A 17,817-nucleotide genomic window follows, 5' to 3' on the forward strand; every position below is an offset into this window, starting at 1 on the left:
GCTGCTCTGCACGCACGCGCTCCCCGACCCGACCGGGCACTCCGGCGAAGCGGTTAGCCTGGAGCGCGTGCCACAGTTGTCTATCTCCGGCCGGCGCGTTCCGTATGTGTTCGCCGCCGCCCTTGCTCTCGTCACCGTTCTCACCTCATGCGGCGACCCCGAGCAGTCGCCCGATACGCCTTCGGCGACTCCGACCGAGTTCACCGTCCCCGTGACTGTGGCTACCGTCGAGGTACTCGACGCGGGCAGTGAGCCCAGGCAGAGCCTGCGGATGAACCTGCTCGCCGGAACCACTCAGGCAACAACTCTGGTTACGTCAACGGATGTGCGCCAGCAGATCGATCAGCAGCCGGTTCAGGACATCTCCTCGCCTGAAGTCACCATTCCGCTCAATGCCGTCGTGACGACGGCCGCCTCTCCCGAGAATTCGACAGCCGTGGTTGATCTCACCCTCTCCGGCATGACGACGCCGGACGAGACGCTCCAGGCAGCGCTCGGAGGCGCCGAAGGTTCCGGGGCCGGTTTGACCGTCACCGAATCCGGGGCCATCACAGCACTTCGGTTACGCCCGTCAGCCGGGTCGGCCAATTCTGCCCGGGCGGCAATCGAACAGGCCTTCGGCCAAGCGGTGTATCGCGCAGTTGCACTGCCGACGGAGCCCGTCGGCGTCGGCGCACGGTGGGTGGTGAAACAAGACGTCAGTAGTGAGATACAGCTTGATCAGACAACAACCGTCACCGTGACTGCGCGTGACGGCGACCGCCTCACCCTGGCTGTGGAACTGTCACAGTCCCCGCAGAGCAACGTCTGGAATCTCGCCGGCAACGCCGGAACACTCGACATCGATCAGTACGTGATGGCCGGGTCCGGAACCATGACCATCGATTTGAACCTGCCACTTCCCGTCAGCGGCGAACTGTCCGTCGGCGGCGACCAGGCTTACAGCGACCCGGACGGCACCTCTGTCATCCGGCAGAGCATTACCAACAACATTCGGTGGACATCGTGATGTCGCGTCGCGTCGTCGCTGGACTCGGCGCGGTGGCTGTTCTCTTCGTGGGTGGGTGCGGATCCGAAACATCCTCTCCGACAGCCCCGGATTCGACGCCTGTTTCGACGCCGGTACCCGGCGTTGCCCTCGCCCCGTTCAGCGCGGCACCTGTCCCGACCGCGCTCACCGGCACTCCCCTGGACAAGGTCGCGTTGGCGCAGACCGTGCTCACGCTGAGCGAACTTCCGGCGGATTTCGACATCGTGCCGGATCCGGTCGAGGATCTGGGTCTCGCGCCGGCGCCCGCCACGTCGGAATCCGACAAGTCCAGTACCGATCCCGCCGCGTGTGCCGCTGTGCTCGCACCGATCGCCACGCAAGTTCCCGGGTCCGTGTCCTCGATCTCGAAGATGTTCACGGGCCCCGATTTCACGAGCATCGATCAGGACAGCGCATCGTTCGCCGACGGCGCCGCGGCCGCCGCAGCATTCGAAACCATGCAGCAGACTGTGACGTCGTGCAGCCAATTCACCGGTACGGATGCCGACGGCATCAACATCACATATCAGGTGGGGGCGGGGTATCAGCCGACCGTCGGTGACGCGTCGTTCTCCTACCGAATCATGACGGCGAGTGAAGGATTCACACTTGTCGCCGACGTAGTCGTCGCCGCCGCGGGATCCAACCTGACCCAAATTTCGGCGACAGCGCCGACGCCCATCGCACCCGAGGTTCTGGGATCGATGGCCGGCACCGCCGTGGAGCGCCTGCGAACTCCGGCCGCGTAATCAGTACGGCCGGAGACACTCTCGCGAACCTTTCGGATTCTGTCCTACTGAACGGGAGTGCCAGGCTGAAGTAACTGTGATCCTCGTTACCTTCCGGACGACAACGTAGTCGGACAGAAGGAGCAGAATGCCCGGACGGCTAGCAGGGAAAGTCGCCTTCATCACCGGCGCAGCACGTGGCCAGGGCCGCAGTCACGCACTCCGACTTGCCGAAGAGGGCGCCGACATCATCGCCCTCGATCTCGCCGACGGCATCGATACAGTCACTCGGTTCTATCCTCCCGCCACGGCGGACGACCTCGCCGAGACCGTTCGGCTCGTCGAGAAAACCGGGCGTCGCATCCACGCCGGAATTGCCGATGTCCGCGACTTCGACTCGGTGCGCACGCTGCTCGACCGCGGAGTCGCGGAACTCGGCCGCGTCGACATCGTGGTGGCAAACGCCGGAGTCTTCATCAGTGGCGAACCGGCACACCGGATTACCGAAGACGAGTGGGACGACGTACTCGACGTCAATCTCAAGGGCGTGTGGCACACCTGCAAAGCTGCCGCTCCGCACTTGATCGAGCAGGGCGACGGCGGATCGATAGTTATCACCAGTTCGACTGCCGGAATCAAGGGCACGCGCAACGCCGGTGCTTACGCCGCCAGCAAGCATGCTGTGGTCGGATTGATGCGGACACTCGTCAGCGAACTCGGCGAATACGGAATTCGGGCGAACACCGTGCACCCGGGCGCAACCGATACCGACATGATCATGAATGAACGCTGCTTCAACCTCTTCTTGCCCGGCGTCCGGAATCCGACCAAGGAACAGGTGGCGCCGCTGTTCACCGGTACCAATGCGTTGCCCGTCCCCTGGGCTGAGTCGATCGACGTCTCCAATGCGGTCCTCTTTCTGGCTTCGGACGAGGCCCGCTACGTCACCGGCACCGAACTCAAGGTCGACGCCGGATTCACTACCCGCTGATTTCAAGGAAAGTGCGGTTATGACAACACAATTGGATTCTCCCGAGCTAGACACGGTCGCAGTCGAAGCGACGGCACGACAATGGCTCTCCCATTTTGCCGATCTCCTCCGCACCGGCGCCGGCGCCGCGACGGTTCTGCACTCCGACGTGTGGTGGCGCGACCTGCTTGCCTTATCCGGCGACTTGCGAAGCCTGAACGGCAGCACGAGGATCGAGTCGCTGGTCGCATCGGCCGTAGAACAGCACGTGCGCGGCGAGCACCTCGATCCGGCTGCCGCACCAGCGCTGGTTCCCACACTGTCCGGATCTACGGTCCAACTACTGTTCCGTTTCGACACCGATCTCGGTCATGTTCGTGGTGTTGCCCGTCTGATCTTCGACGACGGCGCCTGGCGGGCCCGGAACCTGCTCACCGCTCTGGACACCCTGACGGGGCACGAACCGACTACCGGCGAGCATCGACCGGACGGCGCAGGCGATCATCCGGAGTACTGGTCGGCACGGCGCACCCGTGAACTCGAGTGCCACGACGGCGATCCGGATGTCCTCGTCATCGGCGCCGGTCACTCGGGCCTGGCACTCGCCGCTCAACTCGGTGTACTCGGAGTCAGAACACTGCTGGTCGACCGCGCCGATCGAGTCGGCGACAACTGGCGCGGGCGCTACGACTCGCTGGTGTTGCACGACGCTGTCTGGTCGAATCATCTTCCGCTGATGCCGTTCCCATCGTCCTGGCCGGTTTTCACGCCAAAGGACAAGATGGGCGACTGGCTCGAAATATACTCCCGCGCGCTGGATTTGAATGTGTGGACGCGGTCGGAGATCGTAGAGTCAACCTTCGACCCCGTCGAGCGACGCTGGAGCGTTGTCGTCGATCGCGACGGCACGCGGCGCACGCTGAATCCGCAGCACGTGGTTCTCGCCACCGGTCTCAGCGGTACCGAACCTGTCCTTCCAGAATTTGCAGGCGCCGAGAACTTTGCCGGCGAACTGCTGCATTCGAGCCGATATCGCACCGAACCCGCACGCCGCGGAACCCACACCGTGGTGATCGGAACGGGCAACAGCGGCCACGACATCGCGCAGGATCTCTACGAGTCGGGTGCACACGTGACGCTGATCCAGCGCGGACCCACACACGTGGTCAGTGGGCACACCCTGTCCGATCGTGGCCGGATGCGCTACGGCGAACACACGTCCACGGACGTGGCCGATCTGCTCGATGCGTCGGCCGCGAGGCTCGATCCCCAATTTCTCGCAGCTTTGCGGTATGGCTCCGCCGCAATGGCCGAGGACGACCGCGAACTGCTCGATGCCCTCGCAGCCAAGGGTTTCGCGCTCTCCGACGGCGTGGACGGCACCGGAGTCATGATGCTGTTCCTGACCCGCAACGGCGGTTACTACATCGACGTCGGCGCCTCCCCGCTCATCGCCGACGGCAGCATCGGGTTGGTATCGGGGGCGACGGTCGAGCGGTTGGTCTCGGACGGGCTGATCCTGTCCGACGGCACCCACGTCCGCGCCGACACCATCGTGTGCGCGACCGGATACCGCGGCATTCTCGACACCGCACGACGTGTCCTCGGCGACGCCGTAGCCGACGCCTGCGGACCGGTCTGGGATCTGGACGACGAGGGTGAACTGCAATCAGTCTGGCGCGCGTCCGGGCACGACCGATTCTGGATCCACGGCGGCAACTTCATGCTCGTGCGCAACTACAGCAAGTACCTCGCGCTGCAGATCACAGCGGACCTGGCAGGTATAGCCCTGCCCACGCTCGACTGACAACCAGCGTCGCCGGCCGCAGTTCGACGACGAGCACGCAGACCGGCCGAGAAACTCATCAGTTCGTTTTGCTTCGAACCCCCTGGAACGTGTTCTAGATTCAGGTTCATTCGCCTCGACATCGTGGCGCTGCCCTTGAAAGGCTTGAAAGGAATGACGATGCAGTTCAACCTCGCAGACGTTTTCGAGACGGTCGCCAGCGCAGTACCTGACCGTATTGCATTGAGCTATGAGGGCGAGAACCTCTCCTACGCCCAGCTGGACGCAGAGGCCAACCGGACCGCACACCTACTCGCGCGGGCAGGTATCTCCCCCGGCGAGCATGTGGCCCTGTTCCTGAAGAACAGCGTCGACCATGTCACGTCGATCCTCGGACTGATCAAGATCCGCGCGGTCCCGATCAACGTGAACTACCGATACACACCCGCCGAACTCGAATACATTTTCACCAACTCCGACTCGGTTGCGGTGGTCGTCGAACTTCCCGAGCATCAGCGTGTGCTTGCTTCACTCTTCGATGCGTGCCCGATGGTGCGGACAGTGATCGTGATCGGCGACATCGCCGCCGAACTGACCGCCGCCGCGAAAGCACACGAAATTTCCGTGCTTTCCTTCGCCGAGAGTCGCGACATGTCACCCGAAGGAGAGTTCGATTCCCGTTCGGGCGACGACCTGTACCTGCTGTACACAGGAGGGACGACCGGATACCCGAAAGGTGTCATGTGGCGGCACGACGACTTCTTCCGTAAACCCCTCTCCGGCGGAAACCCGTACGGCGAGGGTACCCGTCAGGATCTTGCCGAGATTGCCAGTGCTGCAAAGGAATTTCCCGAACTTTCGTTCCTCATCGCCGCCCCTCTCATGCATGGCGCCGCGTTGTACTCGCTTTTCACTTTCTTCACCCTCGGTGCTCGCGTGGTTCTTCGGCGCGACTTCGATCCGAAGAAGGTCGTCGAAGCCATCGAAAAAGACGCAGTACAGGTGATCCTGATCGTCGGCGACGGTATGGGGTTACCGTTGGTAGACGAGATGGAACGACGCCAGGGCGAGGTCGATCTCAGCTCCCTGTTCTCGATCACGTCGGGTGGCGCAATCTGGTCCGTCAGTGTTCGGGAGCGCATGCTGGCAGTGAAGCCGGACCTGCTCTTGCGAGATAACTTCGGCGCTTCGGAAACCGGTAACGACGGCGCCTTCTCCGTCGACGAGGCCGGCAATCTGCGAATGCCGCCGTCCCCGAACATGATCCTGGTCGACGAACGCCTCGACGAGATTCCTGCCGGATCCGAGGACGTGGGCTACATCGCGCGAATCGGCAACGTCCCGCTCGGTTACTACAAGGATGCGGAGAAGACTGCACGGACGTTCCCGACCCGTCCCGACGGCACCCGCCTGTCGGTGCTCGGCGACATGGGCAAGGTGGAAGCAGACGGCACCATCGTCTTCCTCGGCCGTGGCTCGCAGTGCATCAACACCGGCGGTGAGAAGGTCTTTGCCGAAGAAGTCGAGGCAACCCTTCACGCACACCCGTCGATTGTCGATGCGCTTGTCGTCCCCGCACCGGACGAGCGTATGGGGCAGCAAGTTGCAGCGGTGATCGCGACCTATCCCGACTCGCCAGAACTAACCCTCGAGGCCGTTCAGGAACACTGCCGTAAGACGTTGGCCGGATACAAGATCCCGCGCACAATTGTGCTGGTCGAGGAAGTCAAGCGCACTCCGGCCGGCAAAGCGGACTACCGCTGGGCGACGACACTGGCATCCACTTAACATCTAGTCGCACCTAGAGCGATCCAGTGCCGAAAGGTAAGGACGCGTCCTCGGTTCCACCGCATCAACCCGCTCCACCGCATCAACCCTGTGAAACCGAGTTCGCGTCATTACCCACACCCGCGCAGAGGCCGGCTCAACTCCATGACCCCAACCTCTGCTGCCGCACCCGCGGCGATGAAAGTCAGGCTGGGTTGTACGCGGCAGCGACGTCGAGCACCCACACAACACCGAAAGCGTCCCTGAGCATTCCGTACGCCGGGGAGAAGAACGACGGCGCCAGGTCCTCGACGATCGTGGAGCCTTCCATCAGCCTGCCCCACAGCTCCTCGATCTGCTCGACCGAGTCGCCGCGAACGGAAACGAAAAGTGACTTCTCGCCCTGGTCGTAGGCGAGACTCGCCGGGACATCGTAGGCCATGATCTGAAAACCGTTCTCGCCCAATACCTGGCCGAACTTGACGTGCTGCGCCTCCGCAGGCGCCTCCACGCTGTGAGCGTCTTCATTGGTGAGGACGACGAGCTGACCTCCGAACACAGAGTGATAAAACTCCAATGCTGCACGGGCGTCGCCGCGGAAGTTGAGATGCGGGGTGGTGGTGACAGTCATGCTTGCTCCTGGATACTCGCGTGATTGCCGAGGCTGATCCCCCGGTGACAGACAGCTTCTCAGCAGTAGAGGTCAGATCCTGTCCTCTACTGAAACTAGAGTTGCAATATGAGCTCACCGACATCGCGTCTGCTGCTGTTGCTGTCACTTCTGCAAACGCGACGCGATTGGCCGGGCCAGATCCTCGCCGACCGACTGGACATCAGCCATCGCACGGTGAGACGAGATATAGACCGGTTGCGCGAGATGGGTTACCGAATCCAGGCAGCGAAGGGACCCGATGGCGGTTACCGCCTCGATGCCGGTACCGAACTTCCTCCGCTTCTTTTCGACGACGATCAAGCCATTGCTCTCACGCTCGCACTTCAGGCAGCCACCGTCTCGGGCGCAGGAATCGAAGAAAGCGCGGTACGCGCCCTCACCACGGTAAGGCAGGTGATGCCACCCCGACTTCGACACCGCCTCGACGCCATCGAATTCACCGCCATCCCCAGGACTTCCGGATCCGCCTCAGAATCGGTCTCCCCCGATGTGCTCGTTGCACTGTCCACGGCAATTCGCGCACACACAATGTTGCGCTTCGACTATGCGAGCCGTCGAGCGCACGAACACTCCAGCGCACCGCAGCCACCGCGACAGGTTGAACCGCACCATCTGGTCGCCTCGAACAGCCGATGGTATCTGGTCGCTTGGGATCTCGATCGAGGCGACTGGCGCATCTTCCGGGCTGATCGCATTACCCCGCGCATACCTGCCGGCCCGCGTTTCACGCCCCGGCAGATCCCGGGCGGCACCGTCCACGACTACGTAGCGGCCAGGTTCAAAGGATCAGAACAAGCCAATACATGGCAGTGCATCGGCCGAGTCATCCTCAACCTGCCGGCCCGCGGCGTCCTCCGTTCGCCGGCGACGGAACTGTCGAAGAACTCGACTCCGGCCGGTGCAGCCTCGAGATGGGGTCGTGGTCCTGGATTGCACTCGCGTCTTCCATCGGGCAGTTCGACACCGACATCGAAGTGGTGAGCCCACCCGAACTCGCAGAAGCGTTCACGGCACTCGCATCACGCTACGCCGCAGCCGGTAAGAGCAGTGAGAGCTGACCTCGACGCGCCAATCGCCTCGATACAGCTTGCCCTGGATCCCGAAAATCGTTGCGCCCCTGCGCCGGAACGATCAATATCGCGCTTCGAAGCGTGTGCGTAGGCGGCAACAGAGAAGACCTAGAGCGTGTTCATCGACCCGAGGGGCTCCGTCCCAGGAATCTACGTCGTTCCACACCACCGAATCCGGAGTCCCGAACGGGCGGACGAAAACGTGCTGATGAAAATGGGAGACACTGCGGCCTGCGATGGCGGAAAATACGTACTCCGGAACCAACTCCGCTTCGAGCACCCCCGAAATGCACCAGACTGCACGGGAAACAGCTAACGCTTCACGTTCGGTCATCGAAGACAGTCCGCGCACATGACGTTTGGTCTCGACAAAGACGTACCCTGGAACCGCTATACCCTGCGATAGTGGGCGGTGGGAGACCGCGACGAGATCGTCCTCGAAAATCAACGGACTTACCAACGGTCCGCTTCCTCGGTGTTTCGCACAAATTGTGCAGTCGCCAGCGATGAGAATCTTCAGACCCAGTCAGCTCAGTGAACGCCCTCGCCAGTTACTCAGGATGCTTCTGCAGCAAGCACTTTTCGGTACCTGCGCGGGCCCGTGCCGTAGTCGTCGATGGCGTAGTGCCAAGTGGCCAGATTGTTCCACAGCACGAAATCTCCTGCACTCCAACCGAACCTGATTGTGTATTGCGGGGATGACGCGTGCGACAAGAGGAAGGCAAGTACCGATCGTCCTTCGGACTCCGGCAATCCCGTCAACCCCAAAGCGCTACTGCTGATGAACAGACCTTTGCGACCATTACGGTCGAGACGCACGAGCGGGTGTTCGATCGTTGTCTCGATCTTTCCCTTCTCTGCGCCCTGCGCATAGTGCCGAGAATCGGAATCGTAGACCGCCGATACTCCCTCGAGAAGCTCCTTGTACGGCTCCGACAAATCGTCGTACGCTGCTTGCAGATCTGCCCACAATGTATTGCCGCCGAGTTCCGAAACCTCCTCGAATACCAAGGATTCAATCGAGAAGGGCGGATTTCGCCACAGTCCCCCGATATGCCAGGTACTGGCTTTGCCCGTGGTCTTCACATCGTAGGGATAGACCAGCGGGTTCTCACTGTGACGCACAGCTGTGGGGTGATCGAACGGTTCGTCGAAGATCCTTACCGCATCGACTTGCTGATCAGGACTCAGATGCTGCCCGCGAAAGACAAGCACTTTGTGTTCACGAAAGTCTCGAACCAACGACTCTCGAATACCCTCGGATACAGGGACTCTCAGATCAATTCCGTTGATCTCCGCTCCGAACCGAGTTCCCGTACGGCGCAGCTGATACTCATTCAAAGTGGTTGTCATACTCCACGACTCTAAGTGCTCGAGGTTCGTCGAACGAGAGTTTGAATCAGCGCTTTTCGAAGTCGACGCAATCTGCGTGGTTACCAGTACCTTGACAATCGTTGAACGACAGTCAGATACGAAACAGAATGGGATACTCATGAAACGAGGATTGTCGATCCTCGCGGTCGTAGTCACCACTGCCGCCATCGCAAGTTGCAGCGCCACCTCCGACGCAACGGGAACCGTCGCGGCGGAACCTCGTTCCGGCGGCCATCTCACAGTCGGGATCATCGCACCGTGCGGATTGGACAAGGCACAGACATCCGGCTGCAATTTCACCAACGTCGAAGTAGTCGACAATCTCACCGAGCAACTTCCGGGCACCGGCGAGGTCGTGCCCTGGCTTGCAGAATCTTGGGACGTCTCCGCGGACGGCACCTCGTACATTTTCCACCTCAAGGACGGAGTGACCTTCAGCAACGGCGAAAAGTTCGATGCCGAAGCCGTCAAGTTGAACTTCGACAACGTCATCGAACTCGGTAAACAAGGCAGAGCGTTCCAGTCCTCGGCCTATCTACTGGGATATCAGGGATCGACCGTCGTCGACCCGCGCACGATCGAGGTAAAGTTCAACCAACCCAAGGCCGGTTTCCTGCAGGCACTTTCAGAGAAGCCTCTGGGAATCATCGCCCCGGAGACCATCACCACAAAGACACCGGAAGAGAGGCTTGCCGGCGGAGTCATCGGCAGTGGCCCCTTCGTGATCAGCGATGTTGTCCAGGACCAGAAGATCGAGGTGAAACGACGCGACGACTACCAGTGGTCCTCGCCGAAGAACGCCCATACCGGCCCGGCCTACCTCGACGGAATCACCTTCCAGATCTTGCCTGAGAACGCAGTCCGCACCGGAGCTCTTCTCAGCGATCAAATTCAAGTCGCGACCACTGTGCCGGCGAACGACTCCGCGAACATCTCGGCCCAGGGATTCGACATCGCCTCACGCTCATCCGCCGGTATCGTCTACAGCTATTTCGCAAACGTGAAAGATCCGGTTCTCTCTGACGAATCGGCGCGCAGGGCGATCCAACTGGGTCTTGATCGAAACGAAATCCACGACACCATCTTCGACGAGTATCAGAAAGTACCCACCAGCATCCTTTCCTCAACTCACCCCAATTACACCGACTTGGGTGCAGATCTCGACTACAACCCCGAAAAAGCGAAGGAAATTCTCGACGCAGCCGGATGGAAACCGAGCGCGGACGGAACACGAGAGAAGGACGGCCGGAAACTTTCCGTCAGTATCCAATTCAGCGCCTCGAGCGACAAGCCACTTCACGAGCTCGCCCAGCAAGAACTGAAAAAGATCGGTGTCGAGCTTCGCATCGACCAGGTAACCGCCGCCGAACTGATCGCCAACCGAACATCCGGAAACTGGCAACTGCAGTACGGCAACCTGACAAGACCTGACCCTGACGTCCTGGTGTCATCCTTCAGCCCCGGATTCAGCCTGTATTTCACCAAGGACTACGACCCCGAACTACAAGGCCTGTTGACGGCGCAGAGCACCGAACTCGACCCAGCCAAGCGAAACGCGCAAACCGCCGAAATTCAGCAGATCATCGTCGAAAAAGGATACGCGTTCCCTGCCACCGAAGGCAGCCAGACACAGGCGGCAGGCCCGAAGATACACGGCCTTTCCTTCCAGGCACCGTGGTGGCCGTCGTATGTCGACGCGTGGATCGAAAACTAGACACCAACGATGACCGAAAACCCATCTACAGTCGACGCACCCGCACCCACTCGTGCACCGAAGGTACGTCCGCAACGGACCGGGAAATACGCGACGCGGTCGCACTTCGCAGGTCGGTCGTCCGCTTGTCCACTGGGGGGGCATAGGACCGAGTGCTCACAGTGCTCTGGTTCAGATCGAAAGATACGACAACCACTTTCACCGATACGGGTCTTCGAGACGCTGTGTCACATCGAGAACGGGTCAGGAAATTCTCATGGTCACAACTGACAACCGGAAATCCGACGCCCTCGCGCTCGGTGTGTACGAATCGGTCGCAGATGCAATCGGAAACACCCCGCTCGTCAGGCTCAACAGCGTGACCGAGGGAGTAGCCGCGACGGTCTACGTGAAGCTCGAATACCTCAATCCCGGTGGGAGCGTGAAGGATCGTGCCGCGTTGTCGATGATCCGTGCCGCCGAGGCCTCGGGTGATCTTCGTCCCGGCGGAACCGTGGTCGAAGGGACATCAGGAAACACCGGCGTCGGCTTGGCCATGATCGCAGCTTCACGTGGATATCGAACCGTTGTCGTGGTGCCAGACAAGACAAGCGTGGAGAAGATTGCTCTGTTGCGTGCACATGGCGCAGAAGTGCGGGTGACGCCGGGTGGGCGCCCTTCGCATCATCCCGAATTCGTCCGAAATGTCGCGGCCCGCCTTGCTCAGGAAATTCCGGGTGGCTGGCTGGCCGGGCAGTACGACAATCCCGCCAACCCGGCAGCTCATCGCACCACCACTGGGCCGGAGATCTGGAACCAGACCTCGGGCCGGATAAGTCATCTCGTCGCCGGAATAGGAACAGGTGGAACACTTTCCGGGGCCGGCGGGTACCTGAAGGAAGTGTCCGGTGGGACGGTATCCGTCATCGGAGCCGACCCGAAACACTCCGTCTACGGCGGCGGCGACGGGCGCGCCTGGTATGTGGAAGCGGTTGGTCACTTCCTGCATCCACAGACAGAGGAGGACGACTGGCCGGACTCCTATCACCCCGAGATCGTGGACCAGATCGAACAGATCACCGATGTCGAAGCAATTTCCACCCTGCATCGACTGGCCCGCGAGGAAGGACTGCTGCTGGGAGGCTCGAGCGGCGTAGCGGTGGCAGCGGCCTTGAGAGCGGCGCGCAACCTCGGCAAGGACGACATAGTCGTCGTGATTGCACCGGATTCCGGGAGGGCGTACCTCTCCAAGTACTTCGATGACGACTGGCTCGGTCCACTCGGATTTCCCTTGTACCACAAAACTTCCGGCGCAACCGTCCGCGACACATTGCAGAACCGCTACCGCCCTTTCGACTACGTCCCGTCATCCGCCTCGCTCGCCGCGGCACGAGAACTGATCGGCAATCGCGATTCACTACCTGTCGCCTTGGAGCGATCTGCCAGCGGCTCCGTTCCGATCGCCGAAATCCTGGGGATCGTGAGTGCCGCAGGGTTGAGCGGGTCGCGCGATACCGAACCGGTGACCGCACATGTGGAACCCCCTCTGCCCACGATCGGGCTGACGGAACCGACATCAGCAGCTGCACGTCGGCTCTCCGGGCACACCGGCTACGTCGTCGTTGCCGACGCAGGCACAGCCGTCGGACTCGCAGATGTCAGCGACTTCACCGGGCCGGTCACACTCACGACCCCTGGCCGTCTTTTCATTAATCCCTGAGTCGATCGAGGATCCATACGCTCAGGGCCGCAGTAGCGTACGCACCACCCAGAATGCTCGCAGCACTCCAACCAGCAGCCTGAAAAACAATAGTGGTCGAGGTCGCTCCGATTGCGCTGCCCAACGAATAGAACACCATGTAACTGCCGATGATCCGGCCGGCCAATTCCGGTGCTTCGGCGACAATCAGGTTCTGACTTGTCACATGCACAGCTTGGACAGCAAAATCCAGTGCGATCACTCCGACCGCGAGCAGAACAAGGGAGTGCATCGCCTGCCCGCTCAATACCCATGAGAGTACGAGAACGACCAGGGAGAGACCTGTGACTTGTTGCCCTTTCCCCTGATCGGACCACCGGCCGGCGCCGACCGCACCCAGTGCACCTACCAGTCCGGCGACACCGAACAGCCCGATTTGTGTTGTCGACAACCGCCACGATTCCTCGCTCAGCGGCAACGCCATGCCGCTCCAGAGTGCGCCGAAGGATGCGAACAGGAACAGAGCGATGAGTGCACGGGTGCGAAATACTCGGTTCGTGGCCGTCAGTGTCACGACAGACCCTATTGCGCGCACATACGTGCCTTGTTTCGGCTGCTGGCGTACATCTTTCGGCAACATCGCCAAGGCAACTGCGGCGATCACGATGGAAATCACAGCAGACCCCAAGTAGACCACGCGCCAACCGGCCAGATCGGCAACCACCCCGGCCACAGTGCGGGCGAGGATGATGCCCACCACGACGCTGCTTGTGATGACACCGATATTTGCGCCTCGCTCGTCGGGGTCGCTGATCGCCGCGGCATAAGCGACGATAACTTGAACGACTACCGAGAACACTCCTACGACAGTGATGCCGATCAGGAGTTGCACGTTCGTGGCAGAGAACGCGACAAGCAGTGTTCCTGTTGCAGCAGCGGCAATCTGGAGTCCGATCAATTTCCTGCGGTCCACCAGGTCTCCCAGCGGTACCAGCGCAATCAACCCCACCAGGTAGCCGAGTTGTGCAAGTGCGACGATCAGTCCGAGACTTGCCGTAGGAAGAGAAAGGTCCGATCCGATCTGTTCGAGAAGCGGCTGGGCGTAATACATGTTCGCCACAGCGACACCGCAAAGCACGGCCAGCACGATGCGCAATCTGCGAGACATACTCGGCCCGGCCGGCGCGACTTGGCGTGCGGCACAATCGACCATTTCCACCTCATTTGGTTGCATTTTGATACCATTTGGACACTACGTCAATACGGTTTCAGAACGCAACCAATCGAGGATATTTGACTGATCGCGCGCAGTGGACGGACCCGCATTGCCCCGTCGCCAGGACTACCGACATCGTCGGCGACCGATGGTCACTGCTGATCGTGCGAGATGCCTTCGACGGCACACGCAGATTCAGTCAGTTTCAGCGCAATCTGGGTATCGCGAAGAACATCCTGACCGACAGGCTGCGAGGACTTGTCGAACAGGGAATTCTGGAAGCTCGATCAAACGAACAGGGAACCAGGAATGAGTACGTGCTGACCGACCGTGGCATGGATCTGTTCACGGTGATCGTGAGCTTGCGACAGTGGGGCGAGCGGCACGCGTTCAGTGACGGCGAACCGCACTCGACGCTCGTCGACGACAGCACAGGAGATCCCGTGCCCATGCTTCGGTTGGTCAACGCGCAGAACATCGAACTGGATACAGCGAACACACACGTACACAAAATCGGACAGGATTGACACCAACCGCGAATGGCGGACGTTCCAGCGCCGGAAAGTCGGGTGGCCCATCGCCGCCCCTGGCGGGACCTCACCGCACACAGCCTCGGCCCGATCGGCGATGCACTGACGACCCTCCTCGCCGCCGGCAAAACTGACGGAACAATCCGATCCGACGTCGACGCCCGCGACGCCATCCTCCTCATCGGCTACCTCACCAGACTCGACGAAAAGGAATGGGACACGCTGGCCCGTCACCTACTCACCATCGTCCTCGACGGACTACGCCAACCCGACGCGGCAGCAAAACCGATGACCGGAATGCACTAAGATCTTTCTCCCAAGTAGAGCCTCCTCTTGAAAGTCACGAATGCGGATCAAGGCCAACGATCCACGTGGTTCGAGCGAGCGGAGTCGGTCGACCACGGGGTCACCAGGCGACCCACGAGTAGGGTCCACGTATGAATCGCACCGACCGGCTATACGCACTGGTCGAGGAGCTTCGCGCCGTTGCCCCGCGGCCGCGCAGCGCCCGACGACTCGCCGAACAGTTCGAGGTGAGCACCCGCACGATCGAACGGGACCTGTCGGCGTTGCAACAAGCCGGCGTGCCCATCTGGGCGGAGCCCGGCCGGACCGGGGGCTACTGCATCGACACCTCGCACACACTCGCCCCACTCGCGCTCACCGTCGACGAAGCCCTCACCGTCACCATCGCACTGGGCATGCTCTCCACCAGCCCCTTCCACACCGCAGCAACCTCCGCACGACGCAAAGTCGTCGCGGTGATGGACCAGAGCACACTCCACGAGACAGCCGAACTCGCATCACGCATCCACCTGCTCGACGACGGCCCCGTCCCGGACGCCCCGCCCGAACTCGCGGGCGCTCTCCGCTCGGGGAACGTGCTACGAATCGCGTACCGGGATCGAGGCGGCGCCGACACACGTCGCGACGTCGAGCCCCTCGGCTACGTCGGGAAAGGACGCGACTGGTACCTGATCGGCTGGTGCCGACTCCGCGACGGCATTCGCGCGTTCCGAGGTGACCGCGTGATATCGGCGGACGCCACCGGCGAGCGGGCGCCTCGCCGATCACTGCGAGCAGAAGACCTCGACATCGCCTACGGCACCCTCCGCTCCGTCAGCACCGGTTAGAAAGTCTTCAAAACACCGACATGACGTTGTCGCTGAGGCGGTGCACCATAAAGGCATCGGGTCGAACGACCCGCCCGAAAGGATCACCGTGGACTTCGCATCTATCCGCATCATCACCGACGACATCGAACGCCTCGTCCAATTCTACGAGCTCGTGACAGCAACGCCCGCGACCCGTCCCGCTCCCGTGTTCGCCGAGTTCCGCACCGCCGCAGGGACGCTCGCGATTGGCAGCACGGCAACCGTCGCAATGCTCGGCGAACACGCCCCACAGCCCGGCCGCAAAGACTCCGTCATTATCGAGTTCCTCGTCGCAGACGTCGACGCGGAGTTCGCTCGCCTGCAAGCAGCGTTGGACGTCATCGTCCTCGCGCCGACCACAATGCCCTGGGGCAACCGGTCCGCGATGTTCCGCGACCCTGACGGGAACCTGGTCAACCTGTTCACCCGACCCACGCCCGAACCCCGCTAGCGAGAATCGCGCTGGCCCTGCCGAACAAGAAACAATAGCGAAAGACCAGATCAATGCGGCGGGGCGGCGGGAAATCAGGCCTGCCCGACGCGCGCTTGACCCGCTTTCCGAGAATTGGCCACGAGCGGGAAGGCATAGTCCGCCATGCGGACTTGATAGCCGGAGATTGCTTCTACCAGAGGCATATCGGTGGCAACTGCATCCGTGAGCGCTCGGGTCAGCTCGGAAGCATCCCGAATGGCGGTATTGGCTCCCATCGCCAATACCGGGCTCATCGCGTGGATGGCATCGCCGATCAGTGTTACCCGACTGGGCTCCCAGGATGACACCGGTGCCGCGGTGGAGATTCGAAGAGGCAGAAGCGATTCGGTTTCCCAGAACGCCAGAAGCCGGTGTATTTCCGGGTGCCAGTTCTCGTCGATAAGTTGTTCGGCCACCTCACGTAGGGATTGGGGGTCAAGTTGACGTAGCGTAGCGACCGGCGGCATGGCCGGGTGATCGGCCGGAGTGCCGATCATGAATGCGAGGTAGTCGTCGACGGCAGTCACGATGACCGGCGGGTTGGTGGCCAACCCCGCCAGATCAGGTCGCTGTTCGAATTGCACCGGCCCCATCCCGATGTGGGGTTGACCTGGCCCTGCGGTAACGACGCTGAAGATGCTCTCGAATACCCAGGCGGGCAACAACTCCAACGTCTCGGCATTGAGCGGTATCTTGCCGTAGATCAGGCGCAGTCCGGTGTCTTCGACCTCGGCTTCCGGGAGAAGAAACTTGCGCACGGTCGATCCGACACCGTCGGCACCTACCAGCAGGTCGGCAGTCTCGACCCGTCCGTCGGCAAACTGTGCAGTGACGGTGTCGTCCGCTTCCTGGGTGTAGCCCCGCAACTGGGCCCCGTAATGCACGTACTCCCCGAGGCCTGACAACAGTATTTCTCTCAGAGTGGACCGATTGAACGAACGAGCAACAGTTGCGCCTGCGGAGTGGCTTTGCTCTGCCGCGGCGGGATCGGACAGCATCTCGAGGTGACGGTTTCGGACGGTTACTCGCGGAGGAGGCGATCCTGCAGTCGCCACCGACAAGTCGAACAGGTGCGGTGGCAGGCAGTGCCGCAAGCCGCTGAGTCCAGGTTCGTCGAGTTGGATCCGGTATCCCTGCGGACGCGCAGTTGGGTGCGAATCCCGTTCGTACACTGCAACATCAAAGCCGTTGTTACCGAGGCCGTGAGCAAGCACGAGGCCACCCAGTCCAGCACCGATGATCATGACACGATTTTTTTGCATAGCTCAGCCTTCGTTTCAAATACGAAGGAAGCACTGGATTCCACTGAGGGAATGACGCCGCAAGGGCGCAGCTCTGAAAGACCATTCGGGAGCTATTTTTTGTACGTTCCATTTGACGTGGACAGACTAGCACCCGCCGTGCCTGGCACGTCAACACAATCAGCGTCCATGTGCGCTCCGAGCAGGACTGCATGACAACCACCATTGACGATCTCGAAGAGGCACGCCGACGGCTCAATCGCTTGATCGAACTCACTGAATACCCGGACGCGGCGCACTGCGAGTACATATTCGTGCGTCGCCGTTGTCGACTTCGGCGAGGCGTCCCACGCGAAATGCGTCGACTCACCCCGACTGTCCGGAATAGAGATTCCGGTTAGAGTGCTAGTGTCA

17 protein-coding genes and 1 pseudogene are annotated in these 17,817 nt (G+C 61.3%); 13 read left to right on the plus strand and 5 right to left on the minus strand.

Going from position 1 to position 17,817, the window contains the following annotated elements; genetic code table 11:
* Positions 1-67 precede the first annotated feature (67 nt).
* From FFI94_RS17945 to FFI94_RS17965, 5 genes are all read left to right on the plus strand, one after another.
* A complete protein-coding gene (locus FFI94_RS17945; RefSeq protein WP_138869028.1) occupies positions 68-1,009 on the plus strand; it encodes a hypothetical protein in 942 nt (313 codons plus the stop codon).
* Complete coding sequence (locus FFI94_RS17950; RefSeq protein ID WP_260684185.1) at positions 997-1,779, plus strand: sensor domain-containing protein; 783 nt, start codon at positions 997-999, stop codon at positions 1,777-1,779. The genes FFI94_RS17945 and FFI94_RS17950 overlap by 13 nt, the downstream gene beginning before the upstream one ends.
* A gap of 127 nt (positions 1,780-1,906) precedes the next feature.
* On the plus strand, positions 1,907-2,749 hold the full coding sequence (locus tag FFI94_RS17955; RefSeq protein WP_138869029.1) for a mycofactocin-coupled SDR family oxidoreductase: 843 nt from the start codon (positions 1,907-1,909) through the stop codon (positions 2,747-2,749).
* A gap of 19 nt (positions 2,750-2,768) precedes the next feature.
* Positions 2,769-4,535, plus strand: a complete 1,767-nt coding sequence (locus FFI94_RS17960) for an NAD(P)/FAD-dependent oxidoreductase (protein ID WP_138869030.1) — start codon at positions 2,769-2,771, stop codon at positions 4,533-4,535.
* 159 nt (positions 4,536-4,694) lie between these two features.
* Positions 4,695-6,302: an AMP-binding protein gene (locus tag FFI94_RS17965; protein WP_138869031.1), complete on the plus strand. Its 1,608-nt coding sequence runs from the start codon at positions 4,695-4,697 to the stop codon at positions 6,300-6,302.
* Between the two features lie 184 nt (positions 6,303-6,486).
* Here FFI94_RS17965 and FFI94_RS17970 read toward each other — a convergent pair whose 3' ends face one another.
* Positions 6,487-6,912 (minus strand): VOC family protein, encoded by a 426-nt coding sequence (locus FFI94_RS17970; protein ID WP_138869032.1) that lies wholly within the window; start codon positions 6,910-6,912, stop codon positions 6,487-6,489.
* A gap of 108 nt (positions 6,913-7,020) precedes the next feature.
* Here FFI94_RS17970 and FFI94_RS17975 point away from each other — a divergent pair.
* Positions 7,021-8,012 (plus strand): annotated as a pseudogene (locus tag FFI94_RS17975) (helix-turn-helix transcriptional regulator).
* A gap of 73 nt (positions 8,013-8,085) precedes the next feature.
* On the opposite strand, the gene FFI94_RS17980 reads toward FFI94_RS17975, so the two are convergent.
* On the minus strand, positions 8,086-8,358 hold the full coding sequence (locus tag FFI94_RS17980; protein WP_221937757.1) for a hypothetical protein: 273 nt from the start codon (positions 8,356-8,358) through the stop codon (positions 8,086-8,088).
* Positions 8,359-8,579: 221 nt separating this feature from the next.
* Entirely contained in the window at positions 8,580-9,377 is a 798-nt protein-coding gene (locus FFI94_RS17985; protein ID WP_138869034.1) for a TauD/TfdA family dioxygenase, read from the minus strand.
* A gap of 139 nt (positions 9,378-9,516) precedes the next feature.
* Between FFI94_RS17985 and FFI94_RS17990 the strand changes: the two genes are divergently transcribed.
* Positions 9,517-11,112, plus strand: a complete 1,596-nt coding sequence (locus FFI94_RS17990) for an ABC transporter substrate-binding protein (RefSeq protein ID WP_138869035.1) — start codon at positions 9,517-9,519, stop codon at positions 11,110-11,112.
* Between the two features lie 256 nt (positions 11,113-11,368).
* Complete coding sequence (locus FFI94_RS17995; RefSeq protein WP_138869036.1) at positions 11,369-12,811, plus strand: PLP-dependent cysteine synthase family protein; 1,443 nt, start codon at positions 11,369-11,371, stop codon at positions 12,809-12,811.
* Here FFI94_RS17995 and FFI94_RS18000 read toward each other — a convergent pair.
* A complete protein-coding gene (locus tag FFI94_RS18000) occupies positions 12,801-14,024 on the minus strand; it encodes an MFS transporter (protein ID WP_260684187.1) in 1,224 nt (407 codons plus the stop codon). The genes FFI94_RS17995 and FFI94_RS18000 overlap by 11 nt on opposite strands.
* A 59-nt stretch (positions 14,025-14,083) precedes the next feature.
* Here FFI94_RS18000 and FFI94_RS18005 point away from each other — a divergent pair, with 59 nt between their 5' ends.
* From FFI94_RS18005 to FFI94_RS18020, 4 genes are all read left to right on the plus strand, one after another.
* On the plus strand, positions 14,084-14,533 hold the full coding sequence (locus FFI94_RS18005; protein WP_138869037.1) for a helix-turn-helix domain-containing protein: 450 nt from the start codon (positions 14,084-14,086) through the stop codon (positions 14,531-14,533).
* A 12-nt stretch (positions 14,534-14,545) separates the two neighbouring features.
* Positions 14,546-14,842, plus strand: a complete 297-nt coding sequence (locus tag FFI94_RS18010; protein ID WP_185993233.1) for a hypothetical protein — start codon at positions 14,546-14,548, stop codon at positions 14,840-14,842.
* 131 nt (positions 14,843-14,973) lie between these two features.
* Entirely contained in the window at positions 14,974-15,669 is a 696-nt protein-coding gene (locus tag FFI94_RS18015) for a YafY family protein (RefSeq protein WP_138869038.1), read from the plus strand.
* A gap of 88 nt (positions 15,670-15,757) precedes the next feature.
* A complete protein-coding gene (locus tag FFI94_RS18020) occupies positions 15,758-16,141 on the plus strand; it encodes a VOC family protein (protein ID WP_138869039.1) in 384 nt (127 codons plus the stop codon).
* Between the two features lie 74 nt (positions 16,142-16,215).
* Here the strand turns inward: FFI94_RS18020 and FFI94_RS18025 are convergent, their stop codons facing one another.
* Positions 16,216-17,406, minus strand: a complete 1,191-nt coding sequence (locus FFI94_RS18025; RefSeq protein WP_185993234.1) for an NAD(P)/FAD-dependent oxidoreductase — start codon at positions 17,404-17,406, stop codon at positions 16,216-16,218.
* Positions 17,407-17,615: 209 nt separating this feature from the next.
* Between FFI94_RS18025 and FFI94_RS18030 the strand changes: the two genes are divergently transcribed.
* Complete coding sequence (locus FFI94_RS18030) at positions 17,616-17,804, plus strand: hypothetical protein (protein ID WP_138869041.1); 189 nt, start codon at positions 17,616-17,618, stop codon at positions 17,802-17,804.
* Positions 17,805-17,817: the final 13 nt, after the last annotated feature.

It is taken from the genome of Rhodococcus sp. KBS0724, assembly GCF_005938745.2.
Lineage (GTDB): Bacteria > Actinomycetota > Actinomycetes > Mycobacteriales > Mycobacteriaceae > Rhodococcus_F.